This window comes from Bacillus sp. AFS017336 (genome assembly GCF_002555445.1).
Lineage (GTDB): Bacteria > Bacillota > Bacilli > Bacillales > Bacillaceae_G > Gottfriedia.
Map to the genome: position 1 here is coordinate 143,640 of NZ_NUCO01000003.1, position 16,984 is coordinate 160,623.

Sequence of the window (16,984 nt, forward strand, 5' to 3'; positions counted from 1 at the left end):
AAAAATATTGAGGCGAAGATGATAGGTGTAGTTAGAAACTTTACAAATTAAGCTGTATAGTTAAATAAGAAAAAGGACATCTCGGTCTCTATATTGAAAACAGTAAGTGTAAAAATTTTAAAGGCGGTGTAAAGTGATGAACAGTAATCCTATTGTGAAAGAATACTCTAATGATTATCAAGCTCAAGTAGTAGATTTAATTCTTGCTATTCAACAACAAGAATACAATATTAAAATCACCAAAGATGACCAGCCTGATTTGTTTACGATCGAAGAGTTTTATCAGAATGGAAACGGGAACTTTTGGATGTCTCTATACGGCGATAAAGTAGTTGGTACTATTAGTCTTTTAGACATAGGGAATCAAGAAGTTGCGTTAAGAAAGATGTTTGTAGACAAAGAATATAGAGGTGCAAAATATAAAACTGCCAGTCTCTTATTAAATAATGCTATTAAATGGGCAGAAGAAAAATCAATAAAAGCAATTTATCTTGGGACAACTCCTCAATTTTTAGCTGCTCATAGATTTTATGAAAAAAATGGATTTACAAGTTTAGAACATACAGATTTGCCTGAGAATTTTCCAGTTATGAAGGTTGATAAAAAATTCTATAAGTATTTAGTTGAATAGATATTAGTGGAAACTGAAAATTTTAGACTGAATCGATCATATTAACAATGAATTTTATAATTGCTTTGTTCCTAAAGGTTGTCTATTGAGGCAGCCTCTTTTTTAGTTTAAAAATCAAATAGAGCCAATTAATTAATCGATTTTGAGATAGTTTATAAAAATAAAATTGAAAGATAAGTAAAATGAAACAAATTATAAAATTATCATTATTTTATAATTAGATTTCGGAAAATTCGTGTTAGACTGAAAACATCACATCTAGGGGGTAATTAATGATGAATACGGTTACACAAGATAAAGTTGTTCGATATAGAGGTACAGAATTAAATACAAAAGGTTGGCAACAAGAAGCAGTTCTTCGTATGTTAATGAATAATTTAGATCCAGATGTAGCAGAGCGTCCAGAAGATCTTGTCGTATATGGTGGAATTGGTAAAGCAGCTCGTAACTGGGAGTGCTTTGATGCAATTGTTGAGTCATTAAAGAATTTAGAACATGATGAAACATTATTAGTTCAATCTGGTAAACCAGTAGCAATTTTCAAATCGCATACTGATGCACCACGTGTATTAATTGCAAACTCAAATCTTGTTCCTGCTTTTGCAAACTGGGATACTTTCCACGAATTAGATAAAAAAGGTTTAATGATGTACGGTCAAATGACAGCAGGTAGCTGGATTTATATCGGTTCTCAAGGTATTGTTCAAGGGACTTATGAAACATTCGCTGAATTAGCAAAACAACATTTCAACGGTACACTTGCAGGTACAATTACAGTTACTGCTGGTCTTGGTGGAATGGGTGGAGCTCAACCACTTGCTGTTACTATGAATGGTGGAGTTTGTATCGGTATCGATGTAGATGAAACAAGAATCGACCGTCGTATTGAAACTAGATATACAGATGTAAAAACAGATTCATTAGATGAGGCAATTCGTCTTGCGGAAGAAGCGAAAAAAGAAGGTAAAGCATTATCAATCGGTCTAATCGGAAATGCATCTGATATTTTACCAGAAATGATCGCTAGAAACTTTATTCCGGAAGTATTAACTGACCAAACATCAGCGCACGATCCATTAAACGGTTATACTCCATCTGGTATGTCTTTAGAAGAAGCTGCAGAATTAAGAGCTTCAAACCCAGAATTATATGTTGCACGCTCAAAAGCTTCAATGGCAACACATGTAAAAGCAATGCTTGAAATGATGGAAAAAGGATCTGTGACATTTGACTATGGTAATAACATCCGTCAAGTTGCAAAAGATGAAGGCGTAGAAAATGCATTTGATTTCCCAGGATTCGTTCCAGCTTATATCCGTCCACAATTCTGTGAAGGTAAAGGACCTTTCCGTTGGGTAGCATTATCAGGTGATCCTGAGGATATTTACAAAACTGACCAAGCTATTTTACGTGAATTTGCTGATAATGAGCATTTATGTAACTGGATTCGTATGGCACAAGAAAAAATTGAATTCCAAGGCTTACCTTCTCGTATTTGCTGGTTAGGTTACGGCGAGCGCGCTCGTTTCGGTAAAATTTTAAATGACATGGTTGCAAACGGTGAATTAAAAGCGCCAATCGTAATTGGACGTGACCACTTAGATTCAGGTTCTGTAGCATCTCCAAACCGTGAAACTGAAAGCATGAAGGATGGATCAGATGCAGTAGCTGACTGGCCAATCTTAAATGCAATGATTAATGCTGTTGGTGGAGCTACTTGGGTTTCTGTTCACCACGGTGGTGGAGTAGGAATGGGTTACTCATTACACGCTGGTGTAGTAATCGTTGCTGATGGTACAAAAGAAGCAGAAGCACGTATTGAGCGCGTATTAACTACTGACCCTGGAATGGGTGTAGTTCGTCATGCCGATGCAGGTTACGAGTTAGCTAAACAAACTGCTCGTGAAAGAGGAGTAAACATCCCAATGCTTGATAAAGGAACTGATAAGTAATGACAAAACCAATTTGGATTAAAAATGCAGCTCAATTAGCAACACTTGCTTCAGAAGTGAAAGGTCCTCGCGCAAAGGAAGCAATGTCAATTCTTGGTTTAATAGAGGATGGCAGCTTGTGGATTGAAGATGGAGTAATCCAAGCTGTTGGTACAACAAATGAAATTCAAGATCGCTATGCAGAAAAAATTCATGAAGCCGAAGTAGTAGATGCTTCAAACCATCTTGTTACTCCTGGTCTAGTAGATCCACATACACATGTTGTGTATGGTGGAAGCCGCGAGCGTGAATTTGAAATGCGTCTTGAAGGTGCAACATATATGGATATTATGAATGAGGGTGGCGGAATTCATGCCACTGCTCGCATGACTCGTGAAGCGACTGAAGAAGAATTGATGGAGCAAACGATGCGCCGTCTAGATTCATTCATCGCACACGGTGTAACAACTGTTGAAAGTAAGAGCGGTTATGGTATGGATTTAGAAACCGAAATGAAACAGTTACGAGTAATGAAAAAATTAAAAGATAAGCATGCCGTAGAATTAGTTCCTACTTTTATGGGTGCTCATGCAGTTCCAAAAGAGTTTAAAGGAAGAGAAGACGAGTTTGTTGATCATTTAATTAATGACATGCTACCAATTATTGCTGAAGAAAAACTTGCAGAATTTAATGACGTTTTCTGTGAAAAAGGTGTATTTACACCAGAACAATCAGAGCGAATTTTAGAAGCAGGTAAACAATATGATCTAATTCCAAAAATCCATGCAGATGAAATTGAACCGTATGGCGGAGCGGAATTAGCAGCTAAAGTTGGCGCAATCTCAGCGGAACATTTATTAAAAGCATCTGATGAAGGTATTTCAGCAATGGCTAAATCAGGAACAATTGCCTGCCTTCTTCCAGCAACTGCACTTTATTTACGCGAAGATGCTGCAAAAGGTAGAAAAATGATTGATGAAGGTGTCGCTGTAGCAATTTCAACTGATTGCAATCCAGGTTCTTCACCAACAACTTCTATGCCACTTGTAATGAACTTAGCTTGTATTTCAATGAGACTGACTCCGGCTGAAAGCTTAACAGCAGCTACTTACAATGCTGCATGTGCAATTAATCGTCAAGATCAAATCGGCTCACTTGAAGTTGGAAAACAAGCAGATATAGTATTATGGAATGTTAAAAACTATCAAGAATTACAATACTTATTTGGCGTTAACCATGTCAAATCTGTTTGGAAAAAAGGTATAAAAGTACAATAAGTTCATCAAAAAAGAGGAATTGCTTAGGCAATTTCTCTTTTTTATTTGGTGTCATAAAAAAGAAAATTAGAGATCAATTAACGATTCAAGATTTGAAAGTGACAAGCATTATGGATTAGATGAGTATCAGACTGAATATTTTTCCACATATTGGTATAGGAAATCCAACTAATATAAAGAACTTTATGTTCTAACAATTATTAAAAATTATTAAAATAGTAATACCTTAAAAATAGGGGGGATTATCTTTGAAAAAAAGAAGACGAAATACGCCATATTTTACGTTTTTGGCTTGGGCATCTTTCTCTATTTTTAGTATTTTAACGTTTATTGGACTTTATCATTTAGAAGAACCATTGTATGTAAAAGGTTATTATTTAATGGGAGCTCTCGGTATTATTGTATCTTCATTTATGGTCGCAAAAGTTACGCGTGATAACCAAGAAGATCTAGAAGACGAGCAATTTGATGAACTTAAAAAGGGGAAAAATGATAAATTAGAAAGTTAATAGATAAAACTTTAGTCGCTAATGCGGCTATTTTTTGTTTAGGTAAAGAGTTCTGTTTTTCCACCTCAACTATTTTGCCGATTCTTCATAAGTCTAGAAGGGTTAACCAGACAAATCTAGAATTATTTAAACGAGGTCAGGAGTTGGATAGGGGTGATTGAAAATGGATGGAAATACCGAAGTGGGACCCCAAATAGCGACAGAGAAAATAAATAGTATAAGTTGGAAACAAATACTATTCTTCACACTAATATTTGCCTTTGAGATTTTTATTTTTTATGTAGTTCCAAAGCAATCGTCTAATGTCATTATTTATTCTTATCTTAACAGTGCATTATTGTTTTTTTTGTTTTTTAGTATAGTAATCACATTGTTTCCTAAAATTCGAATCTACTGTTTCCAATCAATTAATTTGAAACCATTAAGACAGCTTTCAAGTTACATATCTATTGCAATTCTTTTGATGATTACCGTTTTCTTATCCTATATTTTAAGTAAAATCCAAGTGATAAACTATATTAGTGGAGATATAAAAATTATTCCGCGTAGTATTTCAAATATAATAATATACGGCATAAATATCTCAATATTTGCACCGATTTGGGAAGAACTTTATTTTCGAGGAATCCTATTTCAAAAACTTACACAGAAGTTTCCACTGATTTTTAGTGCTATTCTATCATCTGTAATCTTTTCTTTAGTCCATACTAATACAACAATTGCTCATCATATAACTATTTTCATCATCGGAATATTCTTAGCTTTATTATATAAACGAACGGGTTCACTTGCTGTTCCAATCTTATTGCATAGTCTTATTAACATTGTTTCGATATTTTACTAAAAGTTGAGGAGGAGTAAAACAATGAATAAACCACAATTTGTTTATGTTACATACATTGCAACTACACCTGGAAAATTATGGGGATCATTAACCAATACTCAATTTACCGAAAAATACTTTTTTGGAACTGCAATCGAATCTGATTGGCAAGTGGGATCAACTGTTTCATATTTACGAAATGGAGAAGTCACAGATTACGGAACGATTTTAAAATGTGAACCAAATCGTTTACTTTCATTTACATGGAATCATACAAACGATCCGACAAATCGTAAAGAACCTTCAATCGTCACATTTGCGCTGACAGAATTAGAGGAGACAGTCAGATTAACCCTAAAGCATGAAAATATTGAGCCAACTGATTTAGTAGATCGTGAGGATACTTTTGAAGGATTAAACAATGGTTGGCCAGCAATTATAAGCAACTTAAAAAGCTTACTTGAAACAGGAAAAACATTACCACCAATTTCGATTTAGCAAAGATATATTTGATTGAAAAGAGCCATTTTTTATTTGGCTCTTTTTTGTTGTTTTTTTCTAAGTTAACTTAATTATTTATTGATATTTTACTTATATCGTATTATAAGATATAATCGTATTATACGATATATAGGGAGAATCAAAATGAATAAAGAAATTAAACAATTGAATCAATTATGGACCGATATATACTATCTTTTACGATACAAGCATAAAGAAAACATTACTCACCAAAGCGTTAGGATTTTACAAATTATTGATAAAGAAGATGAAGTAGGGATAAAGGATATAGCTGAAGGGATTCAAGTCTCCCAAAATACAGCATCAGAGCATGTAAAACGTTTACTTGAAAAAGAATATGTCTATAAAACTCCAAGTGAGAATGATCAGCGAAAAGTTATTTTAAAGCTTACTAATTTTGGGAAAGAAGTTTTGTTACAAAATTCAAGTTTAAACGAAGAAAAACTTCAACAGCTTTTATTTGAACAAATGACTGACCAAGAAAGAGAAACGATCTTAACAGCTTTTAATTTGATGAAAGAGAGAGCTCAAAATGTACGCGATTATTAAAATATTTACATCAGCAATTATCATTGGAGTTATAACTGAAATAGCACGTCGATTTCCTACACAAGGTGGACTGATTGCAGCTTTGCCGATCGTTAGTTTGTTAAGCTTAATTTGGCTTAACGTCCAAGGTGAACAAGTGCAAACATTGAGTAAATTTGCTTACGGAGTTGTCTTAGGGATACCAGGTACAGTCATTATGTTGCTCATTATTGGTGTAGCGCTTCAGCATTCTATGCATTTGGTTGCTTCAATTGGGCTTGGAATTGCAGGATGGGTAGTCTATATTTTTGCGCAAGATTTAGTGGTGAAGCATTTATTTTGAACTAGTTTAAAATTAAATAAGGTTGATTCCAAAACGACTGTATGAGAACAGTCGTTTTTATTTTTGGTTATGCTTTTTGTCACATGCTTGTCTTAGATTAGTTCATAAGTCACCTTGACAGTTTTTCGTTAGAGTTTTCTAATTAATATAATAGTATTTTAAAATTAAGGGAGAAACGATAGATTTTCTAAATAATCTAAAGAAAGTAGGTGTGGAAGCTGAATTTAAAGTTGTGCCATAAAATTATGGATCGTATGCAAGAACAAAGCATGAATCTAACTCAACTCGCGAAAAATTCTAGTATTCATTTGACTGAAATTAGCCGTATTATCAATCATAAACAAGCCCTTTCTTTACGTAATTTAGATGCTATTACTACTGCCCTCGGTCTGAAGGAAGATTGCTTCTATTTAAATTATATTGAAGAATGTTTTAATGAAAATGGGATTTTAGATAAACGAAGAAGTATGGAATTTTTATATAAATGTGCAGTGCTTGGTTGTAATGAAGAACTTAAAATGTTTTTTAATAAAGTCTTAGATGAAAGTGCAAAAGCGATTCTTAAGAAGAATTTAAATATTATTTTTTTAGTTGCTGAAAAGCTTTTTGAAGAGAATAATCAGTGGCAAGCATTACCGCTATATGAGTGTATCATTGAAAGCATGCCTGAACATCAATCTCTACAGTTAGCAAAAAGCTACTATCGTAAATATTACATAGTCAGGTTGACCGAAAAGGGCCACGAAGCCGAGGTTCATGTCTTGAGATATTTACCTAAATTGACTAATGAGTTACAACTGTCTACTTATTTATGGATTATGGCAACAAGCTATATACGCCAGAATTGGAAAAAGGTAATGTATTATGCAAAGAAAATAGAGAAATTAGCAGTTGACGGAGAATTTTATGGAAGGGCACTTCTTTATCAAGGATTTGCATTACTTCGATTAGGTGGAACATTAGAAGAAATATTATGTATAATAGACCGTTATTCAAAAGTAAATGAATTTTACAAGGAGTTGGCTGTTGGAAATAGATATGTCGCTTACTTGGAATTTGAACAATATGAATATGTAGATGGCTACCTCGAATGGTTGGAAGATAGAGATGACAAGTTTGTTGGATTGCCAAAAGTTTTAGAAGTATATGCAAAGCTTGGTCGGATCAATGATTTTGAAAGTTTGTTAAATCGATATCTTCATATTTTTGAGGAAGTAGCTTTAAGTAAGGAACCATATAGAAATCAAATTCACTTAAAATTCCGATATTCCCATGCTTTATATCAGTGCGCTAGAAATAAAATTACAGAAGGTATACATGAAATTTTAGATGTCGCCATAACAGCAATCGAACTACGAATATCAAAAGAGTATGCTAAATGTCTAATGATTTTTTGGAAACATAGACAAAAAATTAACGATGAGCATGAACGAAAATATATACAAATACTTAGCAGGTAATTGGTTAATTAGTATAAATTAAGAATAACCACAAGGGTTCATAGTCCTTGTGGTTATTTTTGTGCTTTTTTCTTGAATTGGTTTCGTATTCTACTTTTTTGTGGTCGTAATACGGGGGACATCAGCAAGGGAAAGTACTATATCAACAATTATTAGCAATATATCAACAAAAAGTAGTGCTATATCAACAAATATCAGCATTATATCAACAAAGTTCACAGCTTTATCAATAAAGTCCACAAAGTGTTCGTCTTTTTCATTAAGCTAGGCTGTAAAAATCAATGCACTGCTCCCATGAAAAAGAGGCCACCAGCTTTACGCATAAAAACCCGCGCTTTATGAACAAAAATCACTGCTTTACGCACAAATATCATCACTTTATGAACAAAGTTCACAACTTTATGTGCGAAGTTCACTTAGTGTTCGCAATCATAGCTAACAGCCCCTCAATAGAACAGCAGACACCATAATCCCCCAAAAACATAAACTTCCCAAAAATAACATCTTTATAAATTTGACAGAATTTTCAAAACAATAAAATTCCATAAAGCCTTTTTATAATAAACCCGTAGGACTATCTAATTGAAGGGGAGAGAAAGATGAGAAAAAAGATTACAAAACGTATTACTCCGTTGACGCTAAGTATGGGGCTAGTTTGCAGTACATTTGTACCGATATCTGCTGTTTCAAATGTACATGCTCAAACTACTTCATCAATCGAGCAAGTACTATCGAAGCTTACTCCGGCTCAAAGACAAGCTTTAAAACAACTTCAAACAAGTGATCAAACTGGATTACAAATTTCATCGGATGTCAATATAGACACCGATAAACAAATCTCTGTCATCGTTGAGTTTAAGACGAAACCATCCAAGATTGCGATGCTTGAGTCACAGCTTCAAGGTGAAAGTTTATCTTCATCAAGTGCAGATCAATTAGTTGAGGTTTCACATGACAATTTTAAACAAGATGCAAGTAAGATGTTAAAGAAATATAAAATTAAACGTTCATACAAAACAGCCTTTAATGGTGTTTCGATGACACTTCCAGCGAATCAAGTTAAATCGTTGTTGAAATCTAATACCGTAAAAGCTGTTTGGAGCGACAGTGAAGTACATATAGATCCGCCTGTAGAAATGAAATCAAATAGTACAAATGGATCATCCAATACTGATGCAAAATTGCCAAGTAGTATGCCATTTTTAGGAATTGATAAGCTTCACGATGAAGGATACACAGGTAAAGGAGTTAAGGTAGGCATAATTGATACAGGTATTGACTATAATCATCCCGATTTAAAAGATGCCTATAAAGGTGGATACGATTTTGTAGATAATGATTCTGATCCAATGGAGACTTCGTACGATGATTGGGTGAAGGCTGGGAAACCAGCGGCAAATGGTAGTAATACTTATTACACTGAACATGGGACACATGTGTCGGGGACAATTGCGGCAACAGGAAAAAACAATTCTCCAAATGCGCTAGTAGGAGTTGCGCCTGACGCGGACTTATATATGTATCGAGCTTTAGGTCCATATGGCTCAGGAACATTGGATGCAATAATGGCCGGGATTGATAAGGCCGTTCAAGATGGAATGGATGTCATAAATTTATCACTTGGAACAAATTACAACGATCCGCTTTTTGTGACAAGTGTTGCGATTAACAATGCGGTACTTCAAGGTGTGACGGCAGTTGTTGCAGCAGGCAATGCAGGCAGCAATTCATATACGGTTGGTTCTCCTGGTGCAGCGGCTTTAGCCTTAACAGTTGGGGCAAGCGATGTTCGTACAACAGTATTACAGCCTAAAGGTACACTTCATACAAATACGGGTGACTTTCCTGCTTCAACGTTGGAGATCAACGCAGAGGATTATGACAATCCTATTTCTGCTTTTAAAGGACAATCTCTACAAATTGTTGATGTAGATAAAGGCCTTGAAGCGAATTATGTAGGCAAAAATGTTGCTGGAAAGATTGTCCTTACGAATATTTATTATGCAAATGTAAGTACAAAAATTGCAACAGCAAAAAAATATGGTGCTAAAGCTGTTATTCTTTATGATCCTGACCAAACGTATACCGCATTAGGTTCATTAGGTAAAAATCCTAATTATCTTCCTACCTTCTTCATACCAAAACAGGAAGGGAATGCAATTTATAATCAAGTAAAACAAGGAGAGGCAACATTCACTTTTGATGATGTAAAAGAGGTAGTTTCATCAGACGGTGATCATTTAGCAGCTTTCAGTTCAAGGGGTCCGACAAAAGTAACTTATGATATTAAGCCGGAAATAACTGCACCAGGTGTACAAATCCTTTCAACAGTACCATCTTATATTAACGGTCCGAATTATATTGGGAACTATAACTATGCATATCAACAACTTTCAGGAACATCAATGGCGACACCTCATGTTGCTGGTATTGCAGCTTTATTACTTCAAAAAAATCCGAACTACACACCAGCCGATATCAAATCAATTTTAATGAATACTGCTGACCCATTAAAGGATGCATACAGTGTGTATGAAGTAGGAGCAGGTCGAGTTGATCCTTATGAGGCGATTCATTCTGATGTTGAAGTTCAAGTTTCAGATGAAACACCTACGATTAAAAATGGTAAGGAAAAGCAAATTAAAGAAAAAACAGGGGCGATTAGCTTCGGTACGATGGCACCTAATGGTCAAAATGTAGGGGATAAACGAACTCTTACAATCTTTAATAATAGTAAACAAGCTAAAACGTTTAATGTAAAAGTAGCGTTCCAAACAGATCGACGAGGATCTTTAGATGCAGATGCAAACGGAGTAGGAATTGTAACGGATAAAACAATCAAAGTAAATCCAGCTTCTAAAAAGCAATCTGTTGTATCTATTTTTATTCCAAAAACTGCTTCACTAGGAACATATGAAGGGTATATAACCTACACGAATCAATCGAATCCAGATGAAACCTATCAAGTACCTTTCGCAGTTCGACTAGTTGAAAAAGGAATTAATGGAATGATTGTCTCACCAAATGTCTTTACAACAGAAACTGATAGCTTCCACTTGGCATTAAATAATAGTGCGAGCCTTATGTTCGAGTTTAAATCTCATATGAGATATGTTGACCTTATTTTAGAAGATGCAAAAACAAATAAGGAATTAGGATATATAGGTACAGTAGACGGTATACCTTTAATGGAGAACGTAACTTACTACTTACAAAAGGCATTTAATGGATCATACTACCCGCTTACTGGTGATGATAAAAATCCGATTGCAGATGAATCTGTCATAGCACCACAAGGAGCATATAAAATTAAATTAGTTTCAACTGAAGATGATGGAACTACTTACGTAAAAGAACAACCAGTCTATATTGATAATGAGAAGCCTACTGTCAATGTAGATAAGCCAGATGGGGTATATGAATACGAACCTGGTCAAAAGACATTCCAACTAAAAGGTTCAATTATTGATAATGAGATTGCTGACATGAATGCAAACGGGATGAGTTATACACAAGCCGCTAATAAGTTGATGTATGGTTATGGATCATCACCTTATACATCAATGCCAGTAGCTAGTGATGGAACTTTCTCAGTTGATGTCCCTATGAACGAATCCAATCCACTATTATTGGTTCAGATGTATGGCCTAGATGCAGCGACAAACAAAGATTTCCGTAGCGCTAAACAATTCTTCTTTGCGAAAAAAGGAACGCCTTATGCAATATCGATGCCGGATAAAAAAGATGTCAAAATGGGTGAAACTTTTAAATTTACATTGTCTATGAATAATGTAAAAAATCTACATCAAGCTGACCTGGCTTTTAAATATTTAAAAACTTATTTTGATTTAGTTGATGTTAAGCCAAATCCAGAAGCAAGTAAATATGGAGATATAAAAATTAATCAAGAAATATCAGATAGCGGTACTTTAAGAAACATGAAAATCTCTGCCACTTTACCGGAACAGTCAAATGTGTCAGGCAATATTCCTTTAGTAGATATTACTCTAAAGGTTCGAGATGATAAATTCATTAAAGAGCCTACTACACTTGCTTATACAAGTACATCGTATACAGATTCATCTAACAATGTAACTCAATTACAATGTGCAGGTTTCAATGTTTCGATGAGTCCGACTTATTCTGAAACGTTTGGTGATGTGAAGGCAGAAGGTTTAATGAAAAACGGAGCGGTATACTTCGGGATTGATCATACTTTAGTTGGAGGAACAGTTAAAGCAGTTGATGAGAATGGAGTCGCTTATAGCGGTGTAATTTCAAAGGCACCATCGTTTACTCTATCAAAACTACCAATTACAAATAAGCCATTAACATTCATCATGGACATCCCTGGTCACTTTACAGTAAGAAAACCGTTAATAATTAGTGATAACGACAATGGTAGTTTAATAGGACAACGTATGTTAATGACTTATAATACCGCAATTGCTGGAGACGTAAATAAAGACGATGCGATTGATGTGCTTGATGCACTTTATATTCAAACATTTTGGGGATCAACTAAACGCGAAGCTGACATTAACTTTGACGGAAAAGTTGATGCACGGGACATGGCTTTTGTAGAGAAAAATTATTTAATGAAAAATCCAACTTCTACAAATGCACCTACTCCTAAAAAGAACTATAAAGGTCAAAATTTAGAAAGTGTGCTAAAAGCACTTAATATCCAGTAATAAAATAGCAATCTTTGAATGATGGTTCGAATCAAATCTACTTACTTAAAAGGAAAAAAGGAGAAAGAGATGAGAAAAAACATTACGAGATCAATTACTGCACTTGCTATAGGAACTAGTTTAATTGCTGGAGGCTTTGTATCCTCACCTGTGATCAAACCAAGTAATGTACAAGCTGCCATGAATACAGAATCAATCTTAGCTAAGCTTACACCAGAGCAAAGAAAAGCTTTGACTCAATTGAAAATGAGCGATCAATCTGGTCTGCAAATTAGTCCGGATGTTAATTTGCAAAGTGATGAAAAAATCACGGTAATCGTCCAGTTTAAAACATTGCCATCTAAAACTGCGATCATGTCTGCTAAAGCTGAAGGGAAGACTTTAAGTGCGTCACAGGCTAATCAACAAGTTGAAGATTCTCATGCAAATTTCCAAAAAGATTTAACGTCAATTTTTAAAAATGATAAAAATAAAACGCCATACACAATAAAGCAAAAGTACAAGTATGCTTTTAATGGTGTATCAATGCAATTACCAGCTAATAAAGTTGAAGCATTAATGCAATCAAAGGCTGTTAAAACTGTGTGGGAAAGTAAAGAGGTAACAGTAGATCCACCGGTTGAAGAAGAAAGTACTAAAACTGCTTCTGATTTTCCTGAAGGAGATGTGAATCCATTTTTAGGAGTAGACAAGCTGCATGAAGAAGGATTTACGGGGAAAGGAATTAAAGTTGGAGTAATCGATACGGGAGTAGACTACAATCATCCAGACATTAAAGCAGCATATAAAGGTGGCTATGATTTCGTCGATAATGATAATGATCCGATGGAAGCAACTTATGATGATTGGAAAAAATCAAAACAGCTAGAAGTTAATGCAGGGGCAACATATTACACGGTACACGGAACTCACGTTTCTGGAACGATCGTTGGTCAAGGTACTGCTGACTCCGAATATTCAGTTACAGGTATTGCTCCTGGTGCTGATTTATATGTGTATCGTGTACTTGGTCCATATGGAAGAGGATCGTCTGCAGCCATTATCGCTGGAATCGATCGTGCTGTAAGTGATGGAATGGATGTTATCAATCTATCACTTGGATCTGATTACAATGACCCAATGAATCCAATTGCTTTTGCAATTAATAATGCAGTACTGTCAGGTGTTACAGCTGTGTTAGCTGCAGGAAATGCTGGAAACGGTATGTATACTGTTGGAACTCCAGGAAATGCGCCATTAGGATTAGCAGTAGGGGCAAGCAGTGTACCGACAACGATCGCAGAACTTAAAGGTTCAGTTCAAACTAGCGTTGGAAAAACGGCGTCTGATATACGCTTAATGGCTAAGAGCTTTACGGATCAAATTCAAGATTTTATAGGAAAAAACTTACCAGTAGTAGATGCAGGTATTGGAGCTTTTGCGGACTACAATGGTAAAGACGTTAAAGGAAAAATTGCTCTAGTTCAGCGCGGCAGTATTACGCTAAACGATAAAATTAAATTTGCAAAGCTTAAGGGAGCAGCGGCTCTATTTATCTACAATACTGATCCGAAAGAAGGGTATGTACCGAATTATTTAGGTGAAGGAGTTGCAAATATTCCAACTTTCTCTTTAACAAATGCACAAGGGCTAGACTTATTACAAAAAGTAACAGCTGGCGATACTACTTATTCATTTGAAAAATTAGGTAATGTAAAAACAGAAGGTGACAAACTAGCTCCGTTTAGTTCACGTGGACCTGCCCGTGTAACATATGACATTAAGCCTGAAGTTACAGCACCGGGTGTAGATATTCTTTCTACAGTACCAACGCATTTCGCTGGTAGTGCATCTCTTGGTGACTATAAGCATGCATATGCACGATTATCTGGAACATCAATGGCAAGCCCGCATGTAGCTGGTATTGCAGCATTACTATTACAAGCTCATCCGAATTATTCGCCTTTAGATGTAAAGGCTACATTAATGAACACAGCAGACCCACTAAACGATAAATACAGCGTTTTTGAAGTAGGGGCAGGACGAGTTGATGCGTATGAAGCAGTACATGCAGGAGCGAATTTAGAGGTTTTAGATACGACGGATACAATGATCGGCAATAAAATGAAAACAATTAAAGAAACTACAGGAGCAATTAGTTTCGGTACATTTACCTCAACTGGAGTAAATAGGGAAGATTACCGTAATGTAGTGTTAAGAAATGATAGCAAGGAAACGAAAACTTTTGACGTAAAAGTAGTTTACCAATCTTCAAGAATTTCAAAAGATGCTGTGGCCAATAATGTAAAGATAACAGTAGATTCAGAGCTAAAGGTTAAACCAGGTCAACAAAAGAAACATGCGGTATTTATTGATATTCCAGCAAATGCTGAAAAAGGAACATATGAAGGATATATCGTTTACACGAATAAACAAAATCCTGATGAAACATATCAAATTCCGTTCGCTGCGCGTTTCGTAGAGGAAGGTATTGAAGAGGTTGGAGCATTTCCATATGCATTAACAAGTAATACGTATGATAATCATCCATTTACGAGACCGCGTACAGATTTATACTTCCAATTGAAGTCTCATATGCGATATATCGATGTTGTATTGACGGATGCAAAAACAAATGAAGACCTTGGAATTATTGGAACACTTGATGGAATCGCTGCAGATGAGAATATGTTGTACCGTGTTGCGAATGGATTTGGTGGAATCTATATTCCGTTCTCTGCTGATCCTAATAGTCCACTAGTTTACAAGTATGTTCAAGCAAAACCAGGATTATATAAAATTAAATTTATCGGACGAAATGACCAAGGAAAAACGTTCACATCTGAAACAAAAGTCTATATTGAAGACAATAACCCTACTGTTCAACATAGCCTTCCATTTGGCGTTTATGAGTACGAAGACGGTCAGCAATCAATACCATTCTCAGGTAAAGTCTTTGATAAAGATATTGAGGATATGAAAACAATGGGATTCGATATCGATCAGTCATATAACTCAGTTGTAGGATATTATGATACATTCATGGGTCCATATGGGTGGGTCGCATCACCTTCAGAAACTTTAAATGTTGACGAAAACGGTAACTATAAAGGTGAAGTTAAACTAAATCCAAATGCTAATTTCACAAGATATTACTCATTTGCGATGGACTCAGCGTCAAATGGTGATTTTGGTAGAATGAATGAAACACTTTTTGTGAAAAAAGGTAGTCCATATGTAACAGGTAGCTTGAATAAAGAAACGATTAAAATGGGTGACACAATTACAGCTACTCTATCTGCTAACAACTTAAATAAAACTAATAAAGTATCATTTGAATTTGACTACGCACCATACAATTTTGAAATTGTTGATGTATTGAAAAATTCACAAACGAAAAATCAAATTAGCTCGGTTACAACCGTAGAGACAGCATCTACAAGTGGAAAACATGTAACAGTAACAGTAGAGTTAGCTAAGCCAATTACTGGCGAAGCACCACTTCTTGATATTCAAGTAAAAGCTAAGAGTGATAACTTTAATAAAGGCTGGTATGAGCTACAAGACTTAAAAGCAAGTGTTACAAATAAATCCGGTACAACTGAAAGTGCACCTGGATTTATGAAGTCATTCAGTGTATTACCAACTTTCTCTCAAATGGCTGCCAAATTAATTCCGGAAGGTTACTTTACGCCACAAGGAATGCAGATTGCCCCTTACGATTACACAAAAATTGGAGCTAAAATCAAAGTAATGGATGATCAAAATAATGTTTATACGAATGTAACAGTTCATCCTGATGCGTTCTTTGAAGTCTTCAATCTTCCATTGTCAGATAAACCATTTACATTCGAATTGGCTGTACCTGGTCATTTCACAACTAAAGGTATATTTACAATTGGAAAAGTTACAGGTCATGGTGTACTTGGAGAAGCAAAATTAATTGGTGGAGTAAGTCTAATTGCTGGAGACGTCAATAATGACGATGTAATTGATGTAAAAGATGCAATTGCGATGAAATCCAACTGGGGTACAACCAACCGTGCAACTGATATAAATTTCGACGGAACAACGGACGAAAAAGATTTTGCCTTCATTGAGCAAAACTATATGATGAAAAATCCAACCGTAACCGATGCACCAAAACCAGTTAAGAAATACCAAGGAATAACAATTGACCTTGTTAAGACTCAATTAGGCATTAACTAGAATCATTTTTTTAAAGACAATCAAGCGGGAGAATCCTGAATGATTGTCTTTTTTTCGTTGTTTTTTGAAAGATTCAGC

At 35.2% G+C, this 16,984-nt stretch carries 11 protein-coding genes; all 11 read left to right on the forward strand.

Features of this window, described 5'->3' with window-relative positions:
• The first annotated feature begins 136 nt into the window (after window positions 1-136).
• The 11 genes from CN601_RS01295 (at window position 137) to CN601_RS01345 (ending at window position 16,906) form a co-directional block, all read left to right on the forward strand.
• The gene (locus tag CN601_RS01295; RefSeq protein ID WP_098169734.1) at window positions 137-631 is read left to right on the forward strand and encodes a GNAT family N-acetyltransferase; all 495 of its coding nucleotides are present in this window, start codon (window positions 137-139) and stop codon (window positions 629-631) included.
• Window positions 632-906: 275 nt separating this feature from the next.
• Window positions 907-2,583 (forward strand): urocanate hydratase, encoded by a 1,677-nt coding sequence (gene hutU / locus CN601_RS01300; RefSeq protein WP_098169825.1) that lies wholly within the window; start codon window positions 907-909, stop codon window positions 2,581-2,583.
• Window positions 2,583-3,839: an imidazolonepropionase gene (gene hutI, locus CN601_RS01305; protein ID WP_098169735.1), complete on the forward strand. Its 1,257-nt coding sequence runs from the start codon at window positions 2,583-2,585 to the stop codon at window positions 3,837-3,839. Before hutU ends, hutI begins: the two co-directional genes overlap by 1 nt.
• 248 nt (window positions 3,840-4,087) lie before the next feature.
• Window positions 4,088-4,348, forward strand: coding sequence for a YiaA/YiaB family inner membrane protein (locus CN601_RS01310; protein WP_098120366.1), 261 nt, complete (start codon window positions 4,088-4,090; stop codon window positions 4,346-4,348).
• Window positions 4,349-4,511: 163 nt separating this feature from the next.
• Complete coding sequence (locus CN601_RS01315) at window positions 4,512-5,192, forward strand: CPBP family intramembrane glutamic endopeptidase (protein ID WP_098169736.1); 681 nt, start codon at window positions 4,512-4,514, stop codon at window positions 5,190-5,192.
• Window positions 5,193-5,213: 21 nt separating this feature from the next.
• Window positions 5,214-5,669: an SRPBCC family protein gene (locus CN601_RS01320; RefSeq protein WP_098169737.1), complete on the forward strand. Its 456-nt coding sequence runs from the start codon at window positions 5,214-5,216 to the stop codon at window positions 5,667-5,669.
• Between the two features lie 147 nt (window positions 5,670-5,816).
• Window positions 5,817-6,242, forward strand: a complete 426-nt coding sequence (locus CN601_RS01325; protein WP_098169738.1) for a MarR family winged helix-turn-helix transcriptional regulator — start codon at window positions 5,817-5,819, stop codon at window positions 6,240-6,242.
• Complete coding sequence (locus CN601_RS01330) at window positions 6,226-6,564, forward strand: DUF3147 family protein (RefSeq protein WP_098169739.1); 339 nt, start codon at window positions 6,226-6,228, stop codon at window positions 6,562-6,564. The genes CN601_RS01325 and CN601_RS01330 overlap by 17 nt, the downstream gene beginning before the upstream one ends.
• Window positions 6,565-6,809: 245 nt before the next feature.
• Window positions 6,810-8,024: a helix-turn-helix domain-containing protein gene (locus tag CN601_RS01335; protein ID WP_098169740.1), complete on the forward strand. Its 1,215-nt coding sequence runs from the start codon at window positions 6,810-6,812 to the stop codon at window positions 8,022-8,024.
• Window positions 8,025-8,623: 599 nt separating this feature from the next.
• The gene (locus CN601_RS01340) at window positions 8,624-12,718 is read left to right on the forward strand and encodes a S8 family serine peptidase (RefSeq protein WP_098169741.1); all 4,095 of its coding nucleotides are present in this window, start codon (window positions 8,624-8,626) and stop codon (window positions 12,716-12,718) included.
• Between the two features lie 69 nt (window positions 12,719-12,787).
• Complete coding sequence (locus CN601_RS01345) at window positions 12,788-16,906, forward strand: S8 family serine peptidase (protein WP_179865385.1); 4,119 nt, start codon at window positions 12,788-12,790, stop codon at window positions 16,904-16,906.
• Window positions 16,907-16,984 lie beyond the last annotated feature (78 nt).